Here is a 17,226-nt window from a genome sequence, read left to right on the forward strand (position 1 = left end):
CTGCCATGAACCAGAATCCTAAGGCAGTCTTTCTATTGTCGATTCGGTTCATGGCACCCTGAACCGAACGTCCCGTAATTTAACCGCCTTAACGTTCTGGTTCAGGGTGATGTCCTAGACCAGACTAGACGATGGGGACGATACCATTAACTTTTTGTTTAATATAAATCTGCCATGAACCAGAATCCTAAGGCAGTCTTTCTATTGTCGATTCGGTTCATGGCACCCTGAACCGAACGTCCCGTAATTTAACCGCCTTAACGTTCTGGTTCAGGGTGATGTCCTAGACCAGACTACCCCGCCAATTGCCTTACCCGGGGCGGGGCCCCGCCCCCCTGCATTACTCCAGGCGGGGGACGATGGGGACGATACCATTAACTTTTTAAAGAGCCTACCGCCTTTGTAGCTTTTTATCTGCTTCTCGCGTTTCAGAGCAGCTGTTTTTATATCAAAATCTTCTTTGTGAACAAGCTCCCAAGGGCCTCTGTTCTTCGTCGAGCATGTTTTATTTTGGTTATGCCCTGCTAGTCTCTTTGTTACGTTACCAGTGCTACCTATATAATATTTTTGGCATTTGGGACTATAAATTATATAGATATAATACATATCTGTCAATATGCCCTGGACCAGACTACCCCGCCAATTGCCTTACCCGGGGCGGGGGACGATGGGGACGCGAATTACTTTTTTCTTTTGATCTTTTTTGGTTTCTCTTTAGATGCGGTTTTCGCCTTCTTATCTTCTGCCGGCTTCGCCTCTTTTTTTTCTTCAGCCTTTACTTCTTCTTTCGGCTCTTCCTTGGCCTGAGGCTCGACGCTCTTCTGAGGCGCGGACGGCGTCTTAACGACTTCTTTCGCGGCCACCTCGTCCTCATCCTCCGGCACTATCTTCGCGACAGACGAGAGCTTATCTCCCGCCTCTATCTTCATCAATCTGACACCCTGAGTAGAACGGCCGGTAGAGCGGATATCCTTTATCGGAGATCGGACTATCATGCCTTTTTCGGTAATTAGCATAATCTCATCCCTATCCGAAACGATCTTTAACCCGACCGCCTCGCCGTTTTTTCCCGTCACTTTTATATTTATAATACCTTTGCCGCCTCGAGATTGCAACCTGTATTCTTTGAACGAGGTCCTCTTCCCGAAGCCCTGGCCCGTCACCGTCAGGACGGTCTGGTCCGGCCTTACCACCGCAAGCGCTATACACGCGTCTTTCTTCCCGAGGTTTATCCCCCTGACTCCTTTGGCGGCGCGTCCCATCTCGCGGACCTGGGACTCTTTGAACCTGATAGCTTTCCCTTCGCGCGTCGCCAGCAGTATCTCGTCTTCGCCGTTCGTCGACTCGACCTCGATCAGCTCATCGTCTTTCTCGAGGCCTATCCCGATAATGCCGCCTTTCCTGGGGTTCGAATAAGCCGTAAGGGCCGTCTTTTTGATAAGCCCGCCCCTCGTGGCCATTATAAGGAAATGGCCTTCCTTGAATTCCCTGACGGGAACGAATGTGCTGATATTCTCCCCGGTCGAGAGCTGAAGCAGGTTTATTATAGCCTTGCCTTTGGACAAGCGGCCCGCTTCCGGTATCTCGTGCACCTTAAGCCAATGGACTATGCCTTTGTTCGTGAAGAAGAGCATATAGTCGTGGGTCGAGGCTATAAAGAGGTGCTCGATGAAATCCTCCTCTTTCATATCAGCCCCGGTGATGCCCTTACCTCCGCGCCGCTGTTTGCGGTAGCTTGAAACGGGCAGCCTCTTTATGTAGCCGGTGTGGCTTATAGTCACGACGACATCCTCTTCGGCTATGAGGTCTTCAATTTCGAGCTCCTCCGCTTCCGGGGCTATTTCAGTGCGCCTGTCGTCCCCGAACTTCTCCGAGAGCTCTTTCGTCTCGCCCTTGACTATCTCGAGGACCTTCTTCTCGCTGGCAAGTATCGACTTGTATAGTTCTATCTTCTTTATCAGCTCCAGGTATTCCTTCTCTATCTTGTCGCGCTCGAGGCCTGTCAGCCGCTGGAGCTGCATCTCGAGGATCGCCTGGGCCTGTTTGTCGGAGAGCTCGAACCTCTTCATCAGCTCTTCTTTTGCGGCGTGGGGGCTGTCCGATTCTTTTATTATCTTTATGATCTTATCGAGGTTCTTAAGGGCTATCTTCAACCCTTCGAGTATATGCGCCCTGTCCTGGGCTTTCGCCAGTTCGAATTTCGTCCTTCTTATTATGACCTCTTTCCGGTGTTTTATGAACTCGTCGAGCACTTCCTTGAGGTTCAACACCCTGGGCCTTCCGTCGACGAGGGCGAGCATGATGACGCCGAAGGTCTCCTGCATCTGCGTATGTTTGTAGAGCTGGTTCAATACGATATTGGCGTTCGTCCCGCGCCGGAGTTCGATGACGATGCGCATCCCGTCCTTGTCGGATTCGTCCCTTAAATCCGTGATGCCCTCTATCTTTTTGTCCGTAACGAGATTCGCGATCGATTCGATGAGGTTCGCCTTGTTGACCTGATACGGTATCTCTTTTATTATTATGGCTTCTTTGCCGTTCTTCTGTTCCTCTATGAAGGCCTTGGCGTTTATCTTAAGCCGCCCCCTGCCGGTCTTATACGCGCTCTTTATCCCTTCAGTGCCGCGGATGATACCGCCCGTCGGGAAATCCGGCCCCTTGACCTTCTTCAGGAGATCCGTTACCTCGCAATCAGGATTGTCTATGACGAATATAACCGCGTCAGCTATCTCCCTTAAATTATGAGGCGGTATGTTCGTCGCCATACCTACAGCTATACCGCTCGAGCCGTTCACCAGGAGGTTCGGCAGGCACGACGGCAGCACCGTCGGCTCCGTCAGCGACTCGTCGAAGTTCGGCACAAAATCCACGGTATCTTTGTCCATGTCGAGGAGCATCCAATCGGTGATGTGCTCCAGGCGCGCCTCGGTGTACCTCATGCTGGCGGCTGTGTCTCCGTCGACCGACCCGAAGTTGCCCTGTCCGTCGACGAGCGGATAACGAAGCGAAAACTCCTGCGCCATCCTTACGAGCGTATCATATACGGCGCTGTCTCCATGCGGGTGGTATTTACCGAGACAGTCTCCGACGATCCTCGCGCTCTTCTTGTAGGGCTTGTTGTGCTCCAACCCCAATTCCTTCATAGCATACAGGACCCTCCTGTGGGCGGGTTTCAGCCCGTCCCTTACGTCGGGAAGCGCGCGGCCGACTATTACGCTCATCGCGTAATTGATATAGGAATCTTTCATCTCTTCTTCGATATATACCGGTATTATCTTCTCATTGCGTGTGTACATTTGTCTCCCTCGGAATCTATTAGTAACCAGAAACCAGAACGGCCAAATCACCGCTTTTTTCTTTTTCTGGTTACTGGTTACTTTTTTTCTGGTTACTCTTAAATATCCAGCACCTTAACTTCGTGCGCGTGCTTCTCTATAAATTCCCTGCGCGGCTCCACGGCCTCACCCATCAAAACAGTGAACATGGCGTCAGCTTCAACGGCGTCTTCGAGCATCACCTTCAGGATCGTGCGCTTTTCCGGATCCATGGTCGTATCCCACAACTGCTCGGGGTTCATCTCTCCGAGACCTTTGTAACGCTGTATGGACATGCCTTCTTTGCCCACAGTCATTACGAACCGCAGGATGTCTTTCAGGTTGAAGAACTCTTCGCGGGTCTTTTCCCTCTTTATCACATATTTCGGTTTCCTGACGTCCTTCCTGGACGACCTTTTAGCGGCCTCCGCTTCGCTCTCATCGCTGTAATCTTCAACGTCAACGCCGAGCTTCTCTATCCTCTCGACTATCTTCTCGATCTCCCTGGCTTCATAGAACTCAACATGCTCCACACCCCGCGTCTTTTCCTCCAGGGCTTCTTCCTGGGCAGACTTCCCTTTTCCTTCTTTATCCTTCTTCTTTTGCCCATTGCCATTATCTTCGCCCAGATACTTGGCCAACTCATCGTCATTATATAGAAAATGGTCTTCGTACTCCACTTTTACCATATAAAGTGGTAGTTTTTTGGTCTTTTTATGCCTAAAACTGATGTATTTTGAGAAACTCACTCCACGTCTCTCTACAGCGTTCGACAGGTTTTCAAGCTCGACCAGGGCATCCAAGATGGCCTTAAGCTGCTTATCCGTAAACTGGTGTTTATCTTTCTGGCGCGTCACTTCCATGCCTTCGGAACCAAGTTCAAGCAGCATATTATTGAAATCGTCTTCAGTCTGTATATACTCTTCTCTCTTGCCTCTCTTGATCTTGTATAGAGGAGGCTGGGCAATATAAATATGCTCTTTCTCTATCAGCGCCTGCATCTGCCTGTAAAAGAATGTCAGGAGAAGCGTCCTGATATGCGAACCGTCAACATCGGCATCGCACATAAGTATTATCTTGCCGTAACGGAGTTTTTCGATATTGAACTCTTCTCCGATACCGGTGCCTATGGCGGTTATCATCGTCCTTATCTCTTCGTTCGACAACGCCTTATCGAGCCTCGCTTTTTCGACGTTCAATATCTTGCCCTTTAACGGCAGGATCGCCTGGAACCGCCTGTCGCGCCCTTGCTTCGCGCTGTTGTGGACAAAAATGCCGCTCGACAGCGCGAAATTATGGGTGTTTGGAACCTCTATATCGTAGACGTCCCTCTGTTCGGTAAGCCATTCGACGCGCTTTACTTTATGGTTGTAATTCCTGGCGGCTTCCCAAAACCTGCAAACGTCATTATCAAAAAATCTTCCCAGTAGTGTACCGAACTTCAGCAAGTTTTTGTTTTGCGGGGCCAACTTTTTTCTCTCTTCTTCGTACTCAGAAACAGCCCTGTTCTCGTCGACAAGCTTTTTTGCCAACGCCATACTATGATTAAAATATGTTTTATTATAAGCTTCTTTCCTTTTTAACCTAAACTCGCCCGTCCATTGTTCTTTCGTTTTTTCCCTGCGCCACAACCACAGGGTGGTATTCTCCCATTGTTTTTTTGAACTGTCGGAATGTCTTTTTCTATGCTCCGGATGTCCCCCAAAATATCTTTTTGTATTTTCGGACTGCTTTTCTCTATTTTTGGGATCGGCCCAGTATTTTTTTTGCGCCTCATTTATTATGTGCAATATGTTTTTTCTGAAAGTCTTGTCCGCGTAGAAAAACTCCATATATTTTTCCAGCATATATTTTTTATACACGGGATCTTGCCATTGTTTTTTGGCTCTCTCGCTGAGCATCTTGGAGCATTGCTTCATAAGGGCCGACATTTTCTTTCTGTATTCTGGGGATCGCTTTGTTTCATTGCATTTTTCTATGACTTCTTTGGTATGCAATGTCGCCTTGGCGTGTTTCCTGTGATGCGCCATATGGTATTTTCTGCCCATTCTTATAATATTGTCCGGATTATTATTCATCTTATTAAAATCAATATGATGTTTATCCTCTCTTCCATATGCGCAATAAACGCCGTGCTCCATATTATAAGCATCCGATAGCAGATGGGTAAATACCCATGCGTTTTTCTTCGTATCAAAAACCATAGGATAGCCTTTTATGGTAACCTTCCCTTCTATGGCAGATAGTTTTGTCGTAAACGGCATGAGAGATTCGCCTGGCGCAAGGTCCTTTGCCTGGGTATAGAACCCGTCTCTTGTCATAAAAAGATGGCCTGGCGTGCAGGTTATTTTTTCATCGTTATCCAAAATCACATTTATAACTTCGGCGTTCCTTTTTGTACACCTTGGGTGTGCTATTTCTTCTACGCTCATCGTGCCGGCAGTTGTAATCGTGTAACAATAATTCTTTTTTCCTTGCTTCCATTCATTGGCAAGCTCTATAAAACTCAGGTTTCTTCCGTCGGCCAGAGCAACTTTTGTGTCTCCGTCAAAACAGCCTCCGGCGCTATCCCCTTCCACAAAATAGAGCTCGCATAATGAAGGATCGGATTCCTGGCAATCGGCAAGCTTGCCGGGCAGCGACGCGCCTTCCAGCGCGCCTTTCCGCCTGGTGAGCTCGCGCGCCTTCCTTGCGGCCTCTCGCGCGCGCGCGGCCAGGACAGCTTTCTCTATTATCTTGTTCGCGATAGGCGGGTTCTCTTCGAGGAATCCGCCGAGGGCCTCGTTGACTATCGACTCAACTATGCCTTCGACCTCGGAGTTGCCGAGTTTCGTCTTCGTCTGTCCTTCAAACTGCGGGTTGGGGACTTTCGTACTGATGACGACGGTCAGCCCTTCCCTCACGTCGTCGCCTGATATGGCCGCGTCCGACTCCTTAAGGAGGTTCTTATTTTTGCAATACTGGTTTATCGTCCTCGTTAAAGCGGATTTGAACCCGGTCAGGTGGGTGCCGCCCTCGATGGTATTTATGTTGTTCGCGAAGGTGAATATGTTCTCGCCGTAACCGTCGTTATACTGCATCGCCACTTCCGCTATTATCTTATCTTTCTCTTTCTGGAAATATATGACCTTCTTGTGGAGCACATTCTTATTCTTATTTAAAAATTCCACGAATGACACTATGCCGCCGGAGAACTTAAACTCCATCTCCTTCTCTTTCACCCTCTCGTCCTTCAGGGTGATCCTTATATCCCTGTTAAGGAAGGCAAGCTCTCTTAAGCGGTTGGCGAGCGTGTCGAAACTGTATACTATCTTGTCGCCGAATATCTCCTTGTCGGCCTTGAACGTCACGCGCGTCCCCGTCTTCTTCGCGGTACCTATAACTTTCAGCTTCGATGCGGTCCTGCCCTTCTCGTATTCCTGGTGGTGTATCTTGCCGTCGCGCCTTACCTCTATCTCGAGCCATTCAGACAGCGCGTTCACGACGCTTACACCGACGCCGTGCAAACCCCCGGCCACCTTATATACCCTGTGGTCGAACTTGCCGCCCGCATGCAGCTTCGTGAGCACTACCTCGACAGCCGGCTTGCCTTCGGTCTTGTGTATGTCGACGGGTATGCCGCGTCCGTCGTCGGTAACCGACACCGAATTATCGGCATGTATGACCACGTCTATGTTGGACGCGAAGCCCGCCATACATTCATCTATGGAATTGTCGACGACCTCATACACGAGGTGGTGCAGGCCTCTCATGGTCGTGTCGCCTATATACATAGCCGGCCGCTTCCTTACGGCGTCGACGCCTTCGAGGACCGTTATGGTAGTCGCGTCATACTTCTTTACCGCCGCGGCTTTGTCTTTTTCCTGCGTATCTTGTTCCTGAACTTTTTCTATAGCCTTTTTCTTTGCCATCTCTCTCCTCTTAGCTTACAGCTTAAAACTTACAACTTACAGCTTATTTAATCTCGCCTATCCTGAACCGTATATCTTTAAGCTTCTTCCCCTTCAACCTTCCCTCGAGCTTCTTCAGGATCTCCCTCTTCTTCGTGGTAAGTTCGTACAACCAGCTCGACCCGTCCACATTGACTATCATGTTCGACTTCCTGAGCGAAACCGGCCGCGAGTGCGAGGCCCCCGCCTCTCCCACAGCCTCTTTCCATATTTCAATTATATCTTCTTCGCTGAGACGCTTCTCGGGTCCCAGAGTCTTTATGACGCGCTTTAAAATATCCTCTATGGACTTCTTGTCCTTGCCGGCCTCCCGAGTCTTGTCTTTATCGCGTCTCATCATCCCAACTGCATCGGCAGAACTACGTACACATATTCGCTCCCGACCCTTACCGCGCCGGGTTTCTCAGCGTCCACAAGCTCGAAATTTATCATCTCCTGGTCCACGTTCTTCAGGAGGTCCGCGAGGTAATCCGGATTAAAACCCACAGACAACTCCTTACCTTTATAATCCGCGTCGACCTCGACGCGCGCTTCCCCCAGGTACGGGCTGTTCTTGGACGCTATGATCTTATCCTTACCTAACTCTACCTTGATGGCCATTGAGTCCGGGTTCGTAAAGAGCGCCACCCTCTTCACGGCGGACAGGAGCGCGCTCCTCGACACCACTATCTTCTCCTTCGCTTCTTTCGGTATAACCTGCTCGTAATTCGGGAATTCGCCCTCGATGAGCCTGGAAACGAGCCTCGTTTGTCCCGCGTCAAAGAAGACCTGGTTATCCCCAAAGAAGATCTTAACCTCTCCGTCTTCTCCCAGTATCTTATCCAGCTCGTTAACAGCTTTTGTCGGGACTATAAACTTCCGCTCCATCGATTTTGGGAGCTGCATCTTTTCCTCTATCGAGGCCAGCCTGCGGCCGTCCGTCGCTACCAGCCTGATAAACGACGGTTTCACCACAAAGAGGACGCCGTTAAGCACATATCTTGTCTCGTCACGGCTTATCGCGAAACTCGTCATCTTGAGCATCGTCTTCAACTTCTTCTGCGGCAGGTTTATAGAATCCTTGTCTTTCAATTCCGGCAGCTGCGGAAACTCTTCCCTGGGAAGGCCCATCACCTTGAATGTGTTTTTGCCGCAATCGATATTCACCACATTGTTCTTTTTTACGGATATCGATATACTCTCGTTATCCGGCAGCTCTTTTATTATATCAGAAAACTTCTTAGCGGGCACCGTGATCGCGCCTGTTATGGCGGGCTTTACCGGTATCTTTGAGACTATACCTATATCAAGGTCTGTTGTCGTCATTATAATATTCTCATCCTTTGCCTCTATCAGTATGTTGGATAATATAGGAAGGCTCGATTTTGTGTTTATAGCCGTTTGCACGCTCTGTATGCCTTTTAACAGAATATCTTTCGTTGTGTTGAATTTCATCCCCAGTATACCCCCTTCTATTATTATTGTTTTTATAAAAATAAATAGTAAAAGTAGTAGCAGGGCCTGTTGGTATGTCAGTAAGTAGACAACCGCATAAGACACAACAATTTACGGCCCATAAAAGATCCACAACCAGAAAAAACTTATCAACACTGCCAACAGAAAACTAAAAACCGGCTGCGCCTCAAGCCTTAATGTTCTGGACGAGCCGGTCTACAAGAGACTTAAACCCCTCTTTTGATTTAAGGTCATTCTCTATCTTATCATAAGCGTGTATTACCGTAGTATGGTCCCTGCCTCCGAAATATTCCCCGATCTCCGGCAGGGAATAGTCGGTAAGCTGCCGCGCGAGATACATAGCTATCTGCCTGGGGTAAGCGATGGCCTTGGACCTGTTCTTGGCCCGCATGTCGGATAATTTAATATCAAAGTACTCACTGACCTTCTTCTGTATCATCTCTATAGAGACCTTCTTCTCGCCTTCCGCTATCATGTCCTTCAGGACCTCTTTTACAAGATCGACCGAGACATCCTTCTCCACCAGTTTAGCGTATGCGACTACCCTGATGAGCGCTCCCTCCAACTCCCTTATGTTGGTCTTGACCTTCTCCCCCAAAAAATAGAAGACGTCCTCGGGGAGCGCGATCGTCTCTTTCTCCGATTTCTTTTTTAGTATAGCTATCCTCGTCTCAAAATCCGGCGCCTGGATATCGGTCACGAGACCCCACTCAAACCGGGAGATGAGCCTCTCCTCGAGAGATTGTATCTCTTTCGGAGGGCGGTCGCTCGACACTACGATCTGTTTGTGCGCGTCGTAAAGCGCGTTAAAGGTATGGAAGAACTCTTCCTGCGTGGACTCCTTCCCCGCGATGAATTGTATATCGTCGATAAGAAGCACGTCCACACTCCTGTACTTCTCCCTGAATTTCTGCGTGGACCTGTTTTGGATCGCGCCGATCAGTTGGTTCGTGAACTCCTCGCTCGATATGTAGAGTATCTTGACCCGCGGATTTTTCTGGACGGAACGCTGTCCGATCGCGTGCATGAGATGCGTCTTACCCAACCCGACGCCGCCGTATATGAAAAGTGGGTTGTATGCCTTCGCCGGAGAATCCGATACCGCCATAGACGCCGCGTGCGCGAACCTGTTAGAGGCGCCCACTACAAAACTGTCAAAAGTATACTTGGGGTTCAGGCCTATCTCTTTCGCCGGGCCCTGGTTCACGCGGGCGAACGGCCAGAAGGTCTTCGATTCTTTTTTTGGTTCGTCAGCCTTCGCGGCAACGGCCTCTTCGACGGCCGCTTCAGTGAATACGAAATCGACGTTGAGGTCCCTGCCGGACGCCTTTTGTACGGCAGACGATATCAGCGTCATATAGCGTTCCAGCAGCCAGGTTTTAAAGAACTTGTTCGGAACGCCCAGGACCATCGCGTCTTGAGTAATAGAGACGAATCTTATGGGGCTGAACCATATATTGAAAGTCTGGTCGTTTGCAAGTTCCTTCTTTATTATCTCCTGCGCTATTGACCAGATAGACGTTCCCGAATCCGCCACAAACACCCTTTCCTAGTTATCCACAGACTTTTTGCTTGGGTTTTAACACAAATTGTTCGAGTTATTCACAGGTTGTGCACAATAAAAATCAGAAGTTTACGCCCCGCCATCTCCAACGATGCATTGTGATAGGGCGCCGCTTCCTATTTCGCAAGTTGTAGCCAGGTTCCCAAGACCGCAGGAGTTTGCGCTAACGCCGACGCCGCACTGGCTTATGGCGGCAGATCCATCGCCGCACAAGACTGCGTCGCCCGAACCGTTCTCGCAATTGGCATAGCCCGTCCCTATGTGTTTAATCATGCCAGTTGCGCGGAGACGCGGCGCCTGCCACATCATTATTTTAGCCATCTTAATCTACCTGTATTGATTATCAATCGATTAACTCTTATACCACGGTAAAAAGTAAAGGTCAATCTTTTTGTTGACGCCGGCAATAATTGTGTTATAATCTAACGACATAATTAGATGCTTCGGCAGCTACAATGCTTCCGTCGGGCGCATTGCTTAACGCCGCCTCAGCATCGAATTTGTACACAAATTCGAAAGGACTTTTAAATGAAATATAATCTGAGACCAAAATCTAATCTCAAGAGGAAGAGAAAACACGGGTTCAGGAAGAGGATGAAGGACCGCTGGGGCAGGGCCGTTTTGAAAAGAAGGAGACAGAAGGGCCGCCATAAACTGACGGTATGATCTCCGACGAGAAATTCGGGAAAGATGAGCACCTTTTAAAGACCGCGGACTTCAGCAAGGTCTACAAGAGAGGCGTCCCGCACAAGTCCGGCGGGATAATTTTGTACTGCCAGCCTAACGCGCTGGAAAAGAACAGGCTGGGATTTTCCATAAGCTCCAGGAACGTAAAACTCGCCACCAAACGCAACCGGCTCCGGCGGTTTTTCAAGGAAATCTACAGGAAGAATAAGAAAGATCTGCGGAGCGGCTTCGACATGATCATCGTCGTCAAGAGGGACTTTGGCAGTTCCCTGACCTTTAAAGAGATAAAGAAGCATTTTTTAAGATTGGTAAAAGAGGCAGGCCTTTTGACATGAAAAGAGCGCTGATTCTGTTATTAAAATTTTATCGTAACTGCTTGTCACCATACAAGTTACAATGCTGCAGATTTTATCCTTCCTGCTCTGAATACGCTATATCGGCAATAGAAAAACACGGAGCTTTTTACGGACTTTTCAAAGCCGCGAAACGGATACTGCGATGCCACCCTTTTTCGAAGGGCGGGTATGATCCGGTGTAGAGCAAAAAAATAGTAACCAGAAAAGAAGTAACCAGAAATCTGAAAAAGCTCGGTTGTCTGGCTCCATTCTGGTTACTGGCAACTGGTAACTAATCGATTTTAAGGGAGAAACATGGAAAAGAGACTTGTCATTGCAATAGCGCTGTCGATAGTAATAATACTTTCTTTCCAATCTATGGTGGTGAAACAGAAGAAGGCGCGGGAAACTGTCGCGCCCGTCGGAGAAATAGCCGCGCCTGTACAAACAAAGGCGCCGGAGATCGCCCCCTACCCCGTTTCGAAACCCTCATTCGAGGAAAAATTGCTGGAAGCGTCGACCGATAAATATATCATGACGTTCAGCAATGTCGGCGGCTCGATAAAGGCAATTCGGCTGAAAGAATATAAGAACCTGGGGACCGACAAACCGCTCGACCTAGTGGATATAGAAAATCCGGAGGAGTATATCTTTGCTTTAAGCGAACCGTCAAGCCCCGGAGCTCTTGATATGTCGGAGTATTCGGTAGCGAGAGAAGACGGGGCTGTCGTGTATTCTAAAACGGCAGGCGACTTCAAGATAATAAAGAAGTATATTTTACGTAACAATAAGAATGGCATAGAGTTACAAGTTTTTATAAAGAACATTTCCAGCAGCCGGCAGCCGTTTCGCTACAAGATAGTGGGCGGATCCGGCCTTACCGAAGAGAAAGCACAAGATAAAGCCGTCATAGCCGCGACCGCAAAGGTCAATGAAAAGAAGGTAAATTATAAAAGGCCAAGGAACGATGAACGGATAACCAACTCAGGGGCTGTTAACTGGATAGCGCTTCATAATAAATACTTCTCTCTGATCGTGAAACCGCTTGGCCAGGCAAAAGACCAGTTCCATTATTTGAACAGGGACGGCCTGCTCGTTACCGGAGTCGAGACAGATATATCTGCCATTGCCCCCGGAGCTACGGCGGAGAACAGATATCTCCTCTACGCAGGGCCAAGCAATATACCGGTCCTGAAAGAGTTCGGCTATGAACTCGACGAGACTATCGACTACGGATTCTTCGGAGGAATAAGCAAGATATTGATAACCGCTATGAGACTATGTTACAATATAGTGCGGAATTGGGGTGTGTCGATAATATTGTTGGCGATATTGCTGAATATTGTCCTCTTCCCTTTGACGGTCAAGAGTTTCAAGTCTATGCAGAAGATGCAGGAACTCCAGCCGCAGATGGAAAAGCTGAAAGCGCAATATAAAGGGAACCCTCAGAAACTGAACCAGGAGGTAATGGAGCTCTATAAGAAATACGGCATCAATCCTCTTAGCGGCTGCCTTCCCCTATTGCTCCAGATGCCAATATTCTTTGCTCTGTATCAGGCTTTGATGAAATCGATAGAGCTTAGGAATTCTTCGTTCCTCTGGATAAAGGATCTCTCGTCCCCAGAGGCAATACCGATCCCTATAACATTGCCCATAATAGGCAATACTATTAACATCCTCCCTCTTGCCATGGTGGCGGCAATGGTCTTCCAGCAGAAGATGTCGACTAGATCTACGGGAGCCGGAGTGACCGAAGAGCAGAAACAGCAGCAGAAGATGATGCTGATCATCATGCCGATAATGTTCGGGTTCCTCTTCTACAATATGCCGTCAGGGTTGGTCCTATACTGGATAGTCAGCACTGTCATGACGATATCGGAACAAGCCCTGGTATTGAAAAAGGCATAGCCCTTGACAAATACAGTTTTGTAGGGTATATTTTATTCAATAGTTCCACGTGGAACAATGTTGTACGTGAAACATCCCGGAGTCGCGGGATTTAAATTGGTAATCCCTCAGTTGCTCCGATTTGTCGCAACTTCGGGATAAAATTTGCACGCAAATTTTAATGTCTAAAGTAATAGCTATATGTAATCAAAAAGGCGGCGTTGGCAAGACTACAACGTCAATAAACCTTTCTGTCTATCTCGCCTTTTCCGGCAAAAAGATCCTCCTGATCGACATAGACCCTCAAGGCAATGCCACGAGCGGACTCGGCATCAATAAACATAATATTAAGTCCAGCATTTACGATGTAATAATCGACGAGATAGATCCTCGTACCGCCATATTAGCCACTCAAATCGACAACCTTTCCTTGATACCATCGACCTTAAGCCTCACAGGCGCTGAGGTCGAGCTAGTCGGTATCATGGGTAGAGAATACAGGCTTAAAAAAGCCATAGCATCGCTTATGGCAAACTTTGACTATACTATAATAGATTGCCCACCATCGCTCGGACTCCTGACTGTAAATGCCCTCGCCGCCGCAAATTCAGTATTGATCCCAATACAATGCGAATATTATGCGCTAGAAGGTTTAAGCCAGCTTGTTAATACTGTAAATCTTGTTAAGGATAATATAAACTCAGCTCTCGAGGTCGAAGGGGTATTGCTCACAATGGCCGATTTCCGGACAAAGCTTACAAATGAGGTAATTGATGAGGTAAGAAAATTCTTCAAAGATAAAGTTTATAGCACTATTATACCACGAAATATCCGGCTTACTGAAGCGCCTGGTTTTGGTAAGCCAGTCGCATTATATGATAAGAATTCAATCGGCGCATTAAGATATCAGGAATTTGCCAATGAAGTGTTAGGTGTAAAGAAAGCAGAAAACAAAGACATTAATTCTTGTAACTCTAATTCTGACAAGATGTTAGAGAAGATTAATTAAAGACCTCGGCCTGAGGCCTAGGCACTTAACCGACACTATGGCTGAATAAACTTGGCCGCTCGTAGAACTCGCGGCACTTAGCCAACACTATGGCTGAATAAACTTGGAGATTAAGCAATGGAAAAGCGAGCTCTTGGTAAGGGATTAGGGGCGCTCATCACTCCTACTGATACAGAACGTTCGTTCCAGGAAAATATCATGAATATTCCAATTTCGCAGATAAAGACGAATAAATATCAGCCGCGTGTTGACTTCAATAAGGAAAGGCTGGAAGAGCTTGTAAGTTCAATAAGAGAAAAAGGCGTTGTGCAGCCGGTCCTGGTCAGGAGAACAACGGAAGGCTATGAGTTGATAGCAGGCGAGAGGCGTCTCAGGGCTGTCAGGTCTCTGGGGATAGAAAAGATCCCCGCGATTGTAAGAAATGTAAATGATGTTGATATGCTAGAGATATCCCTGATAGAAAATATCCAGCGCGAGGAACTTAACGCCATGGAAGAGGCAATCGCTTTCCAGAAATTCATCACAGACTTCGGTTTTACACAGGAGAAGATCGCTAAAGTCCTGGGCAAAGATCGTTCAACTATAGCCAACACAATAAGGTTGCTGGGTTTGCCCAAAAAGATACAGGATTATATAGTGGATGGCACTATAACGGCCGGCCACGCCAGGGCGCTTTTGCCGCTCCCGACGGAGATCGACCAGATGCGCGTCTGCACTCTGATCGTAAAGAAAGGCCTCTCAGTAAGGGAGGCAGAGAACATCGTGAGCAGCAAGTCCTACGGCATGCGGAAGATCACGCCTAAAAGTGACAATAACATGGCCGACATCGAAAGCGAGCTTCAGCATGCGCTGGGAACGCGCGTCAAAGTCTTTCACGGAAAGAAGCGCGGCAGGATAATGATAGAGTATTATTCTACAGATGACCTGAACCGTATTCTGGGGATACTCGGGTCGAAAAAACCTTGACTACCAGTATCCTATTAGATTATAATATACAGATATTATATTAGCCAAAGCGCAAAACGAGATGTTGTTTTGCGCTTTTCCGCCTTAATTTATCTACTAAAAGGAGCAAAAATGGTACAGCAGACATTAATTTTAATAAAGCCCGATGGGCTTAAGAAGTCGTTGACGGGTAATGTGCTGACGCGCCTTTCCGAGACCAAGCTGGATATTGTGGCCGCCAAGATCGTGAAAGTCACGCGCGAACTTGCCGAGCAGCATTATGCAAGCCTGAAAGATAAGCCGTTCTTCGAAGACCTGTTGAAGTATTTGATGGGCGAGTACCACAAAAAGAAGGTCATGGCGCTCGTATATTGGGGCGAAGACGCGATAGCTAAAGTAAGGCAGATATGCGGCGCGACCAATCCGGAAGAAGCCGATCCGGTCTCGATACGAGGGGCATACGGCAGGATTACCACTAAAGGCGTGTACGAGAACGTAATACACGCTTCAGCGAATCAGGAAGACGCCGAGCGGGAGATAAAGCTCTGGTTCCAGCCCGATGAAATAATAGCCGACCTCTATCCCGCCAAGAACGTTAAAAAAACGGTCGAGAGGAGCACCTGGGCATGATCAGATCCATGACGGGATTCGGCAGGGGAGAGGCAAAATTCAATAACGGCAGGATAACGGTCGAGATAAAGACGGTCAACCACAAATTTTTCGACGTTACGTCAAAACTTCCGAACAACACTTCCGAATACGAGGACAGGATAAAAGAGGTCCTGCAGAAGAAGATAAAGCGGGGCAAGATAAACCTTATCCTAAGCTACGACGGCGCGTTCCTTAAGGGCGAGAAGATCCTGGTAAACAAGAAAGCGGCGAAGAGTTACCACCGCGGCATGCTGGAGCTCAGGAAATATCTCGGCTTGAAGGACGACATAACGGTGAAAGACATAATGATGCTTCCAGGCGTGGTCTCCTATGAAAGTAAAGAAGAAGACCTCGCGGCCTTCTGGCCTAAAGTGAAGAAAGCGCTCGATGCGGCTGTAGACAAGCTGGTGGCGGACAGGGAGAAGGAAGGCAGGAACCTCTGCGCCGACCTTTCCAAAAGGACCAAAGATATAGAGAAGATGCTCTCTGTCATAAGATCGAGGGCGCACCTGAACATCGACGAGTACAGGAAGCGTTTCGCCGACAGGGCCAAAGAGCTTACCGGCGGCCGTGAGATCGACATGGGAAGGCTCGAGATGGAAGTGGCGATATTCGCTAAGAACAGCGACATCTCTGAAGAGATCACGAGGCTGGAGAACCACCTCTCCAATTTTAACAAGACGATCTCCATGAACGGGGAGGTCGGCAAGAAGATAGATTTCATCGCCCAGGAACTGCACCGGGAGATAAACACCATAGGCTCAAAGGCCAGCGATTTCAAGATATCGAAGAACGTGATAGAGATAAAAGGGGAAATAGAAAAGATACGCGAACAGGCTAAGAATCTGGAGTGATGAAAAAGACGGCCGCCAAACTATTTGTAATCTCAGCTCCGTCGGGATCGGGCAAGACGACCCTGTGCAATAAGCTGTTTGGCGAAAGAAGCGGTCTCGAGCGTTCCGTATCGACGACCACCAGGCCCCCGAGACCGGGAGAGAAAGAAGGCGTCGATTATTTCTTCGTATCCAAAAAGCGCTTTATGCGCATGATAGATAATGACGAATTTTTGGAGCACGAAGAGAATTTCGGGAATTTCTACGGCACGCGGAAGAGAGCGATAAACGACAACCTAAAAATCGGCAGGTCCGTCGTATTGAGCATAGACGTCAAAGGGGCTATGAAGGTAAGGAAGGCGTTCCCCAAAAAGAGCGTGCTCATATTCATACTGCCGCCTTCCATGAAAGTATTGAGCAAACGGCTCCGCGCCAGGATGTCCGACCACCCGCAGGCGATATTGAAGAGATTGAGCCTTGCGAAAAAGGAGATGGCGTACAGGAAGAAGTACGATTACAGGATAATAAATGACAGGCTGGACAGCGCCTATAAGAAGCTGAAGAAGATCATAACGTTGGAACTGGGAGGAGCGTAG

Annotated in this window: 15 protein-coding genes and 1 pseudogene; 9 read left to right on the top strand and 7 right to left on the bottom strand. The window is 48.2% G+C overall.

What is annotated here, in order from left to right:
* Positions 1–270: 270 nt before the first annotated feature.
* From WC592_05810 to WC592_05840, 7 genes are all read right to left on the bottom strand, one after another.
* Positions 271–606, bottom strand: coding sequence for a GIY-YIG nuclease family protein (locus WC592_05810; GenBank protein ID MFA4981968.1), 336 nt, complete (start codon positions 604–606; stop codon positions 271–273).
* Between the two features lie 74 nt (positions 607–680).
* Entirely contained in the window at positions 681–3,296 is a 2,616-nt protein-coding gene (gene gyrA / locus WC592_05815; protein ID MFA4981969.1) for a DNA gyrase subunit A, read from the bottom strand.
* Positions 3,297–3,394: 98 nt separating this feature from the next.
* Positions 3,395–7,225, bottom strand: coding sequence for a DNA topoisomerase (ATP-hydrolyzing) subunit B (gyrB, locus tag WC592_05820; GenBank protein MFA4981970.1), 3,831 nt, complete (start codon positions 7,223–7,225; stop codon positions 3,395–3,397).
* 43 nt (positions 7,226–7,268) lie between these two features.
* Complete coding sequence (locus WC592_05825; GenBank protein MFA4981971.1) at positions 7,269–7,604, bottom strand: DUF721 domain-containing protein; 336 nt, start codon at positions 7,602–7,604, stop codon at positions 7,269–7,271.
* On the bottom strand, positions 7,601–8,698 hold the full coding sequence (gene dnaN, locus WC592_05830; GenBank protein ID MFA4981972.1) for a DNA polymerase III subunit beta: 1,098 nt from the start codon (positions 8,696–8,698) through the stop codon (positions 7,601–7,603). The genes WC592_05825 and dnaN overlap by 4 nt, the downstream gene beginning before the upstream one ends.
* A 187-nt stretch (positions 8,699–8,885) precedes the next feature.
* A complete protein-coding gene (gene dnaA / locus WC592_05835; protein ID MFA4981973.1) occupies positions 8,886–10,256 on the bottom strand; it encodes a chromosomal replication initiator protein DnaA in 1,371 nt (456 codons plus the stop codon).
* 96 nt (positions 10,257–10,352) lie between these two features.
* The gene (locus WC592_05840; protein MFA4981974.1) at positions 10,353–10,604 is read right to left on the bottom strand and encodes a hypothetical protein; all 252 of its coding nucleotides are present in this window, start codon (positions 10,602–10,604) and stop codon (positions 10,353–10,355) included.
* Between the two features lie 207 nt (positions 10,605–10,811).
* Between WC592_05840 and rpmH the strand changes: the two genes are divergently transcribed.
* The 9 genes and pseudogenes from rpmH (at position 10,812) to gmk (ending at position 17,226) form a co-directional block, all read left to right on the top strand.
* Positions 10,812–10,949: a 50S ribosomal protein L34 gene (gene rpmH / locus WC592_05845; GenBank protein MFA4981975.1), complete on the top strand. Its 138-nt coding sequence runs from the start codon at positions 10,812–10,814 to the stop codon at positions 10,947–10,949.
* Positions 10,946–11,305: a ribonuclease P protein component gene (gene rnpA / locus WC592_05850; GenBank protein MFA4981976.1), complete on the top strand. Its 360-nt coding sequence runs from the start codon at positions 10,946–10,948 to the stop codon at positions 11,303–11,305. Before rpmH ends, rnpA begins: the two co-directional genes overlap by 4 nt.
* Positions 11,302–11,508, top strand: coding sequence for a membrane protein insertion efficiency factor YidD (yidD, locus tag WC592_05855; GenBank protein MFA4981977.1), 207 nt, complete (start codon positions 11,302–11,304; stop codon positions 11,506–11,508). The genes rnpA and yidD overlap by 4 nt, the downstream gene beginning before the upstream one ends.
* 112 nt (positions 11,509–11,620) lie before the next feature.
* Positions 11,621–13,213, top strand: a complete 1,593-nt coding sequence (gene yidC / locus WC592_05860) for a membrane protein insertase YidC (GenBank protein ID MFA4981978.1) — start codon at positions 11,621–11,623, stop codon at positions 13,211–13,213.
* Between the two features lie 160 nt (positions 13,214–13,373).
* Positions 13,374–14,123, top strand: a pseudogene (locus WC592_05865) (AAA family ATPase).
* Between the two features lie 195 nt (positions 14,124–14,318).
* The gene (locus WC592_05870; protein ID MFA4981979.1) at positions 14,319–15,167 is read left to right on the top strand and encodes a ParB/RepB/Spo0J family partition protein; all 849 of its coding nucleotides are present in this window, start codon (positions 14,319–14,321) and stop codon (positions 15,165–15,167) included.
* 111 nt (positions 15,168–15,278) lie between these two features.
* Entirely contained in the window at positions 15,279–15,776 is a 498-nt protein-coding gene (locus WC592_05875; protein ID MFA4981980.1) for a nucleoside-diphosphate kinase, read from the top strand.
* A complete protein-coding gene (locus WC592_05880) occupies positions 15,773–16,651 on the top strand; it encodes a YicC/YloC family endoribonuclease (protein ID MFA4981981.1) in 879 nt (292 codons plus the stop codon). The genes WC592_05875 and WC592_05880 overlap by 4 nt, the downstream gene beginning before the upstream one ends.
* Positions 16,651–17,226 carry a guanylate kinase gene (gene gmk / locus WC592_05885; protein ID MFA4981982.1) on the top strand — a complete coding sequence of 192 codons (576 nt, stop codon included), beginning with the start codon at positions 16,651–16,653 and terminating at the stop codon, positions 17,224–17,226. Before WC592_05880 ends, gmk begins: the two co-directional genes overlap by 1 nt.

The sequence above is a fragment of the Candidatus Omnitrophota bacterium genome (assembly GCA_041648975.1).
In the GTDB taxonomy this organism is placed as follows: domain Bacteria; phylum Omnitrophota; class Gorgyraeia; order 2-01-FULL-45-10; family 2-01-FULL-45-10; genus JAQUSE01.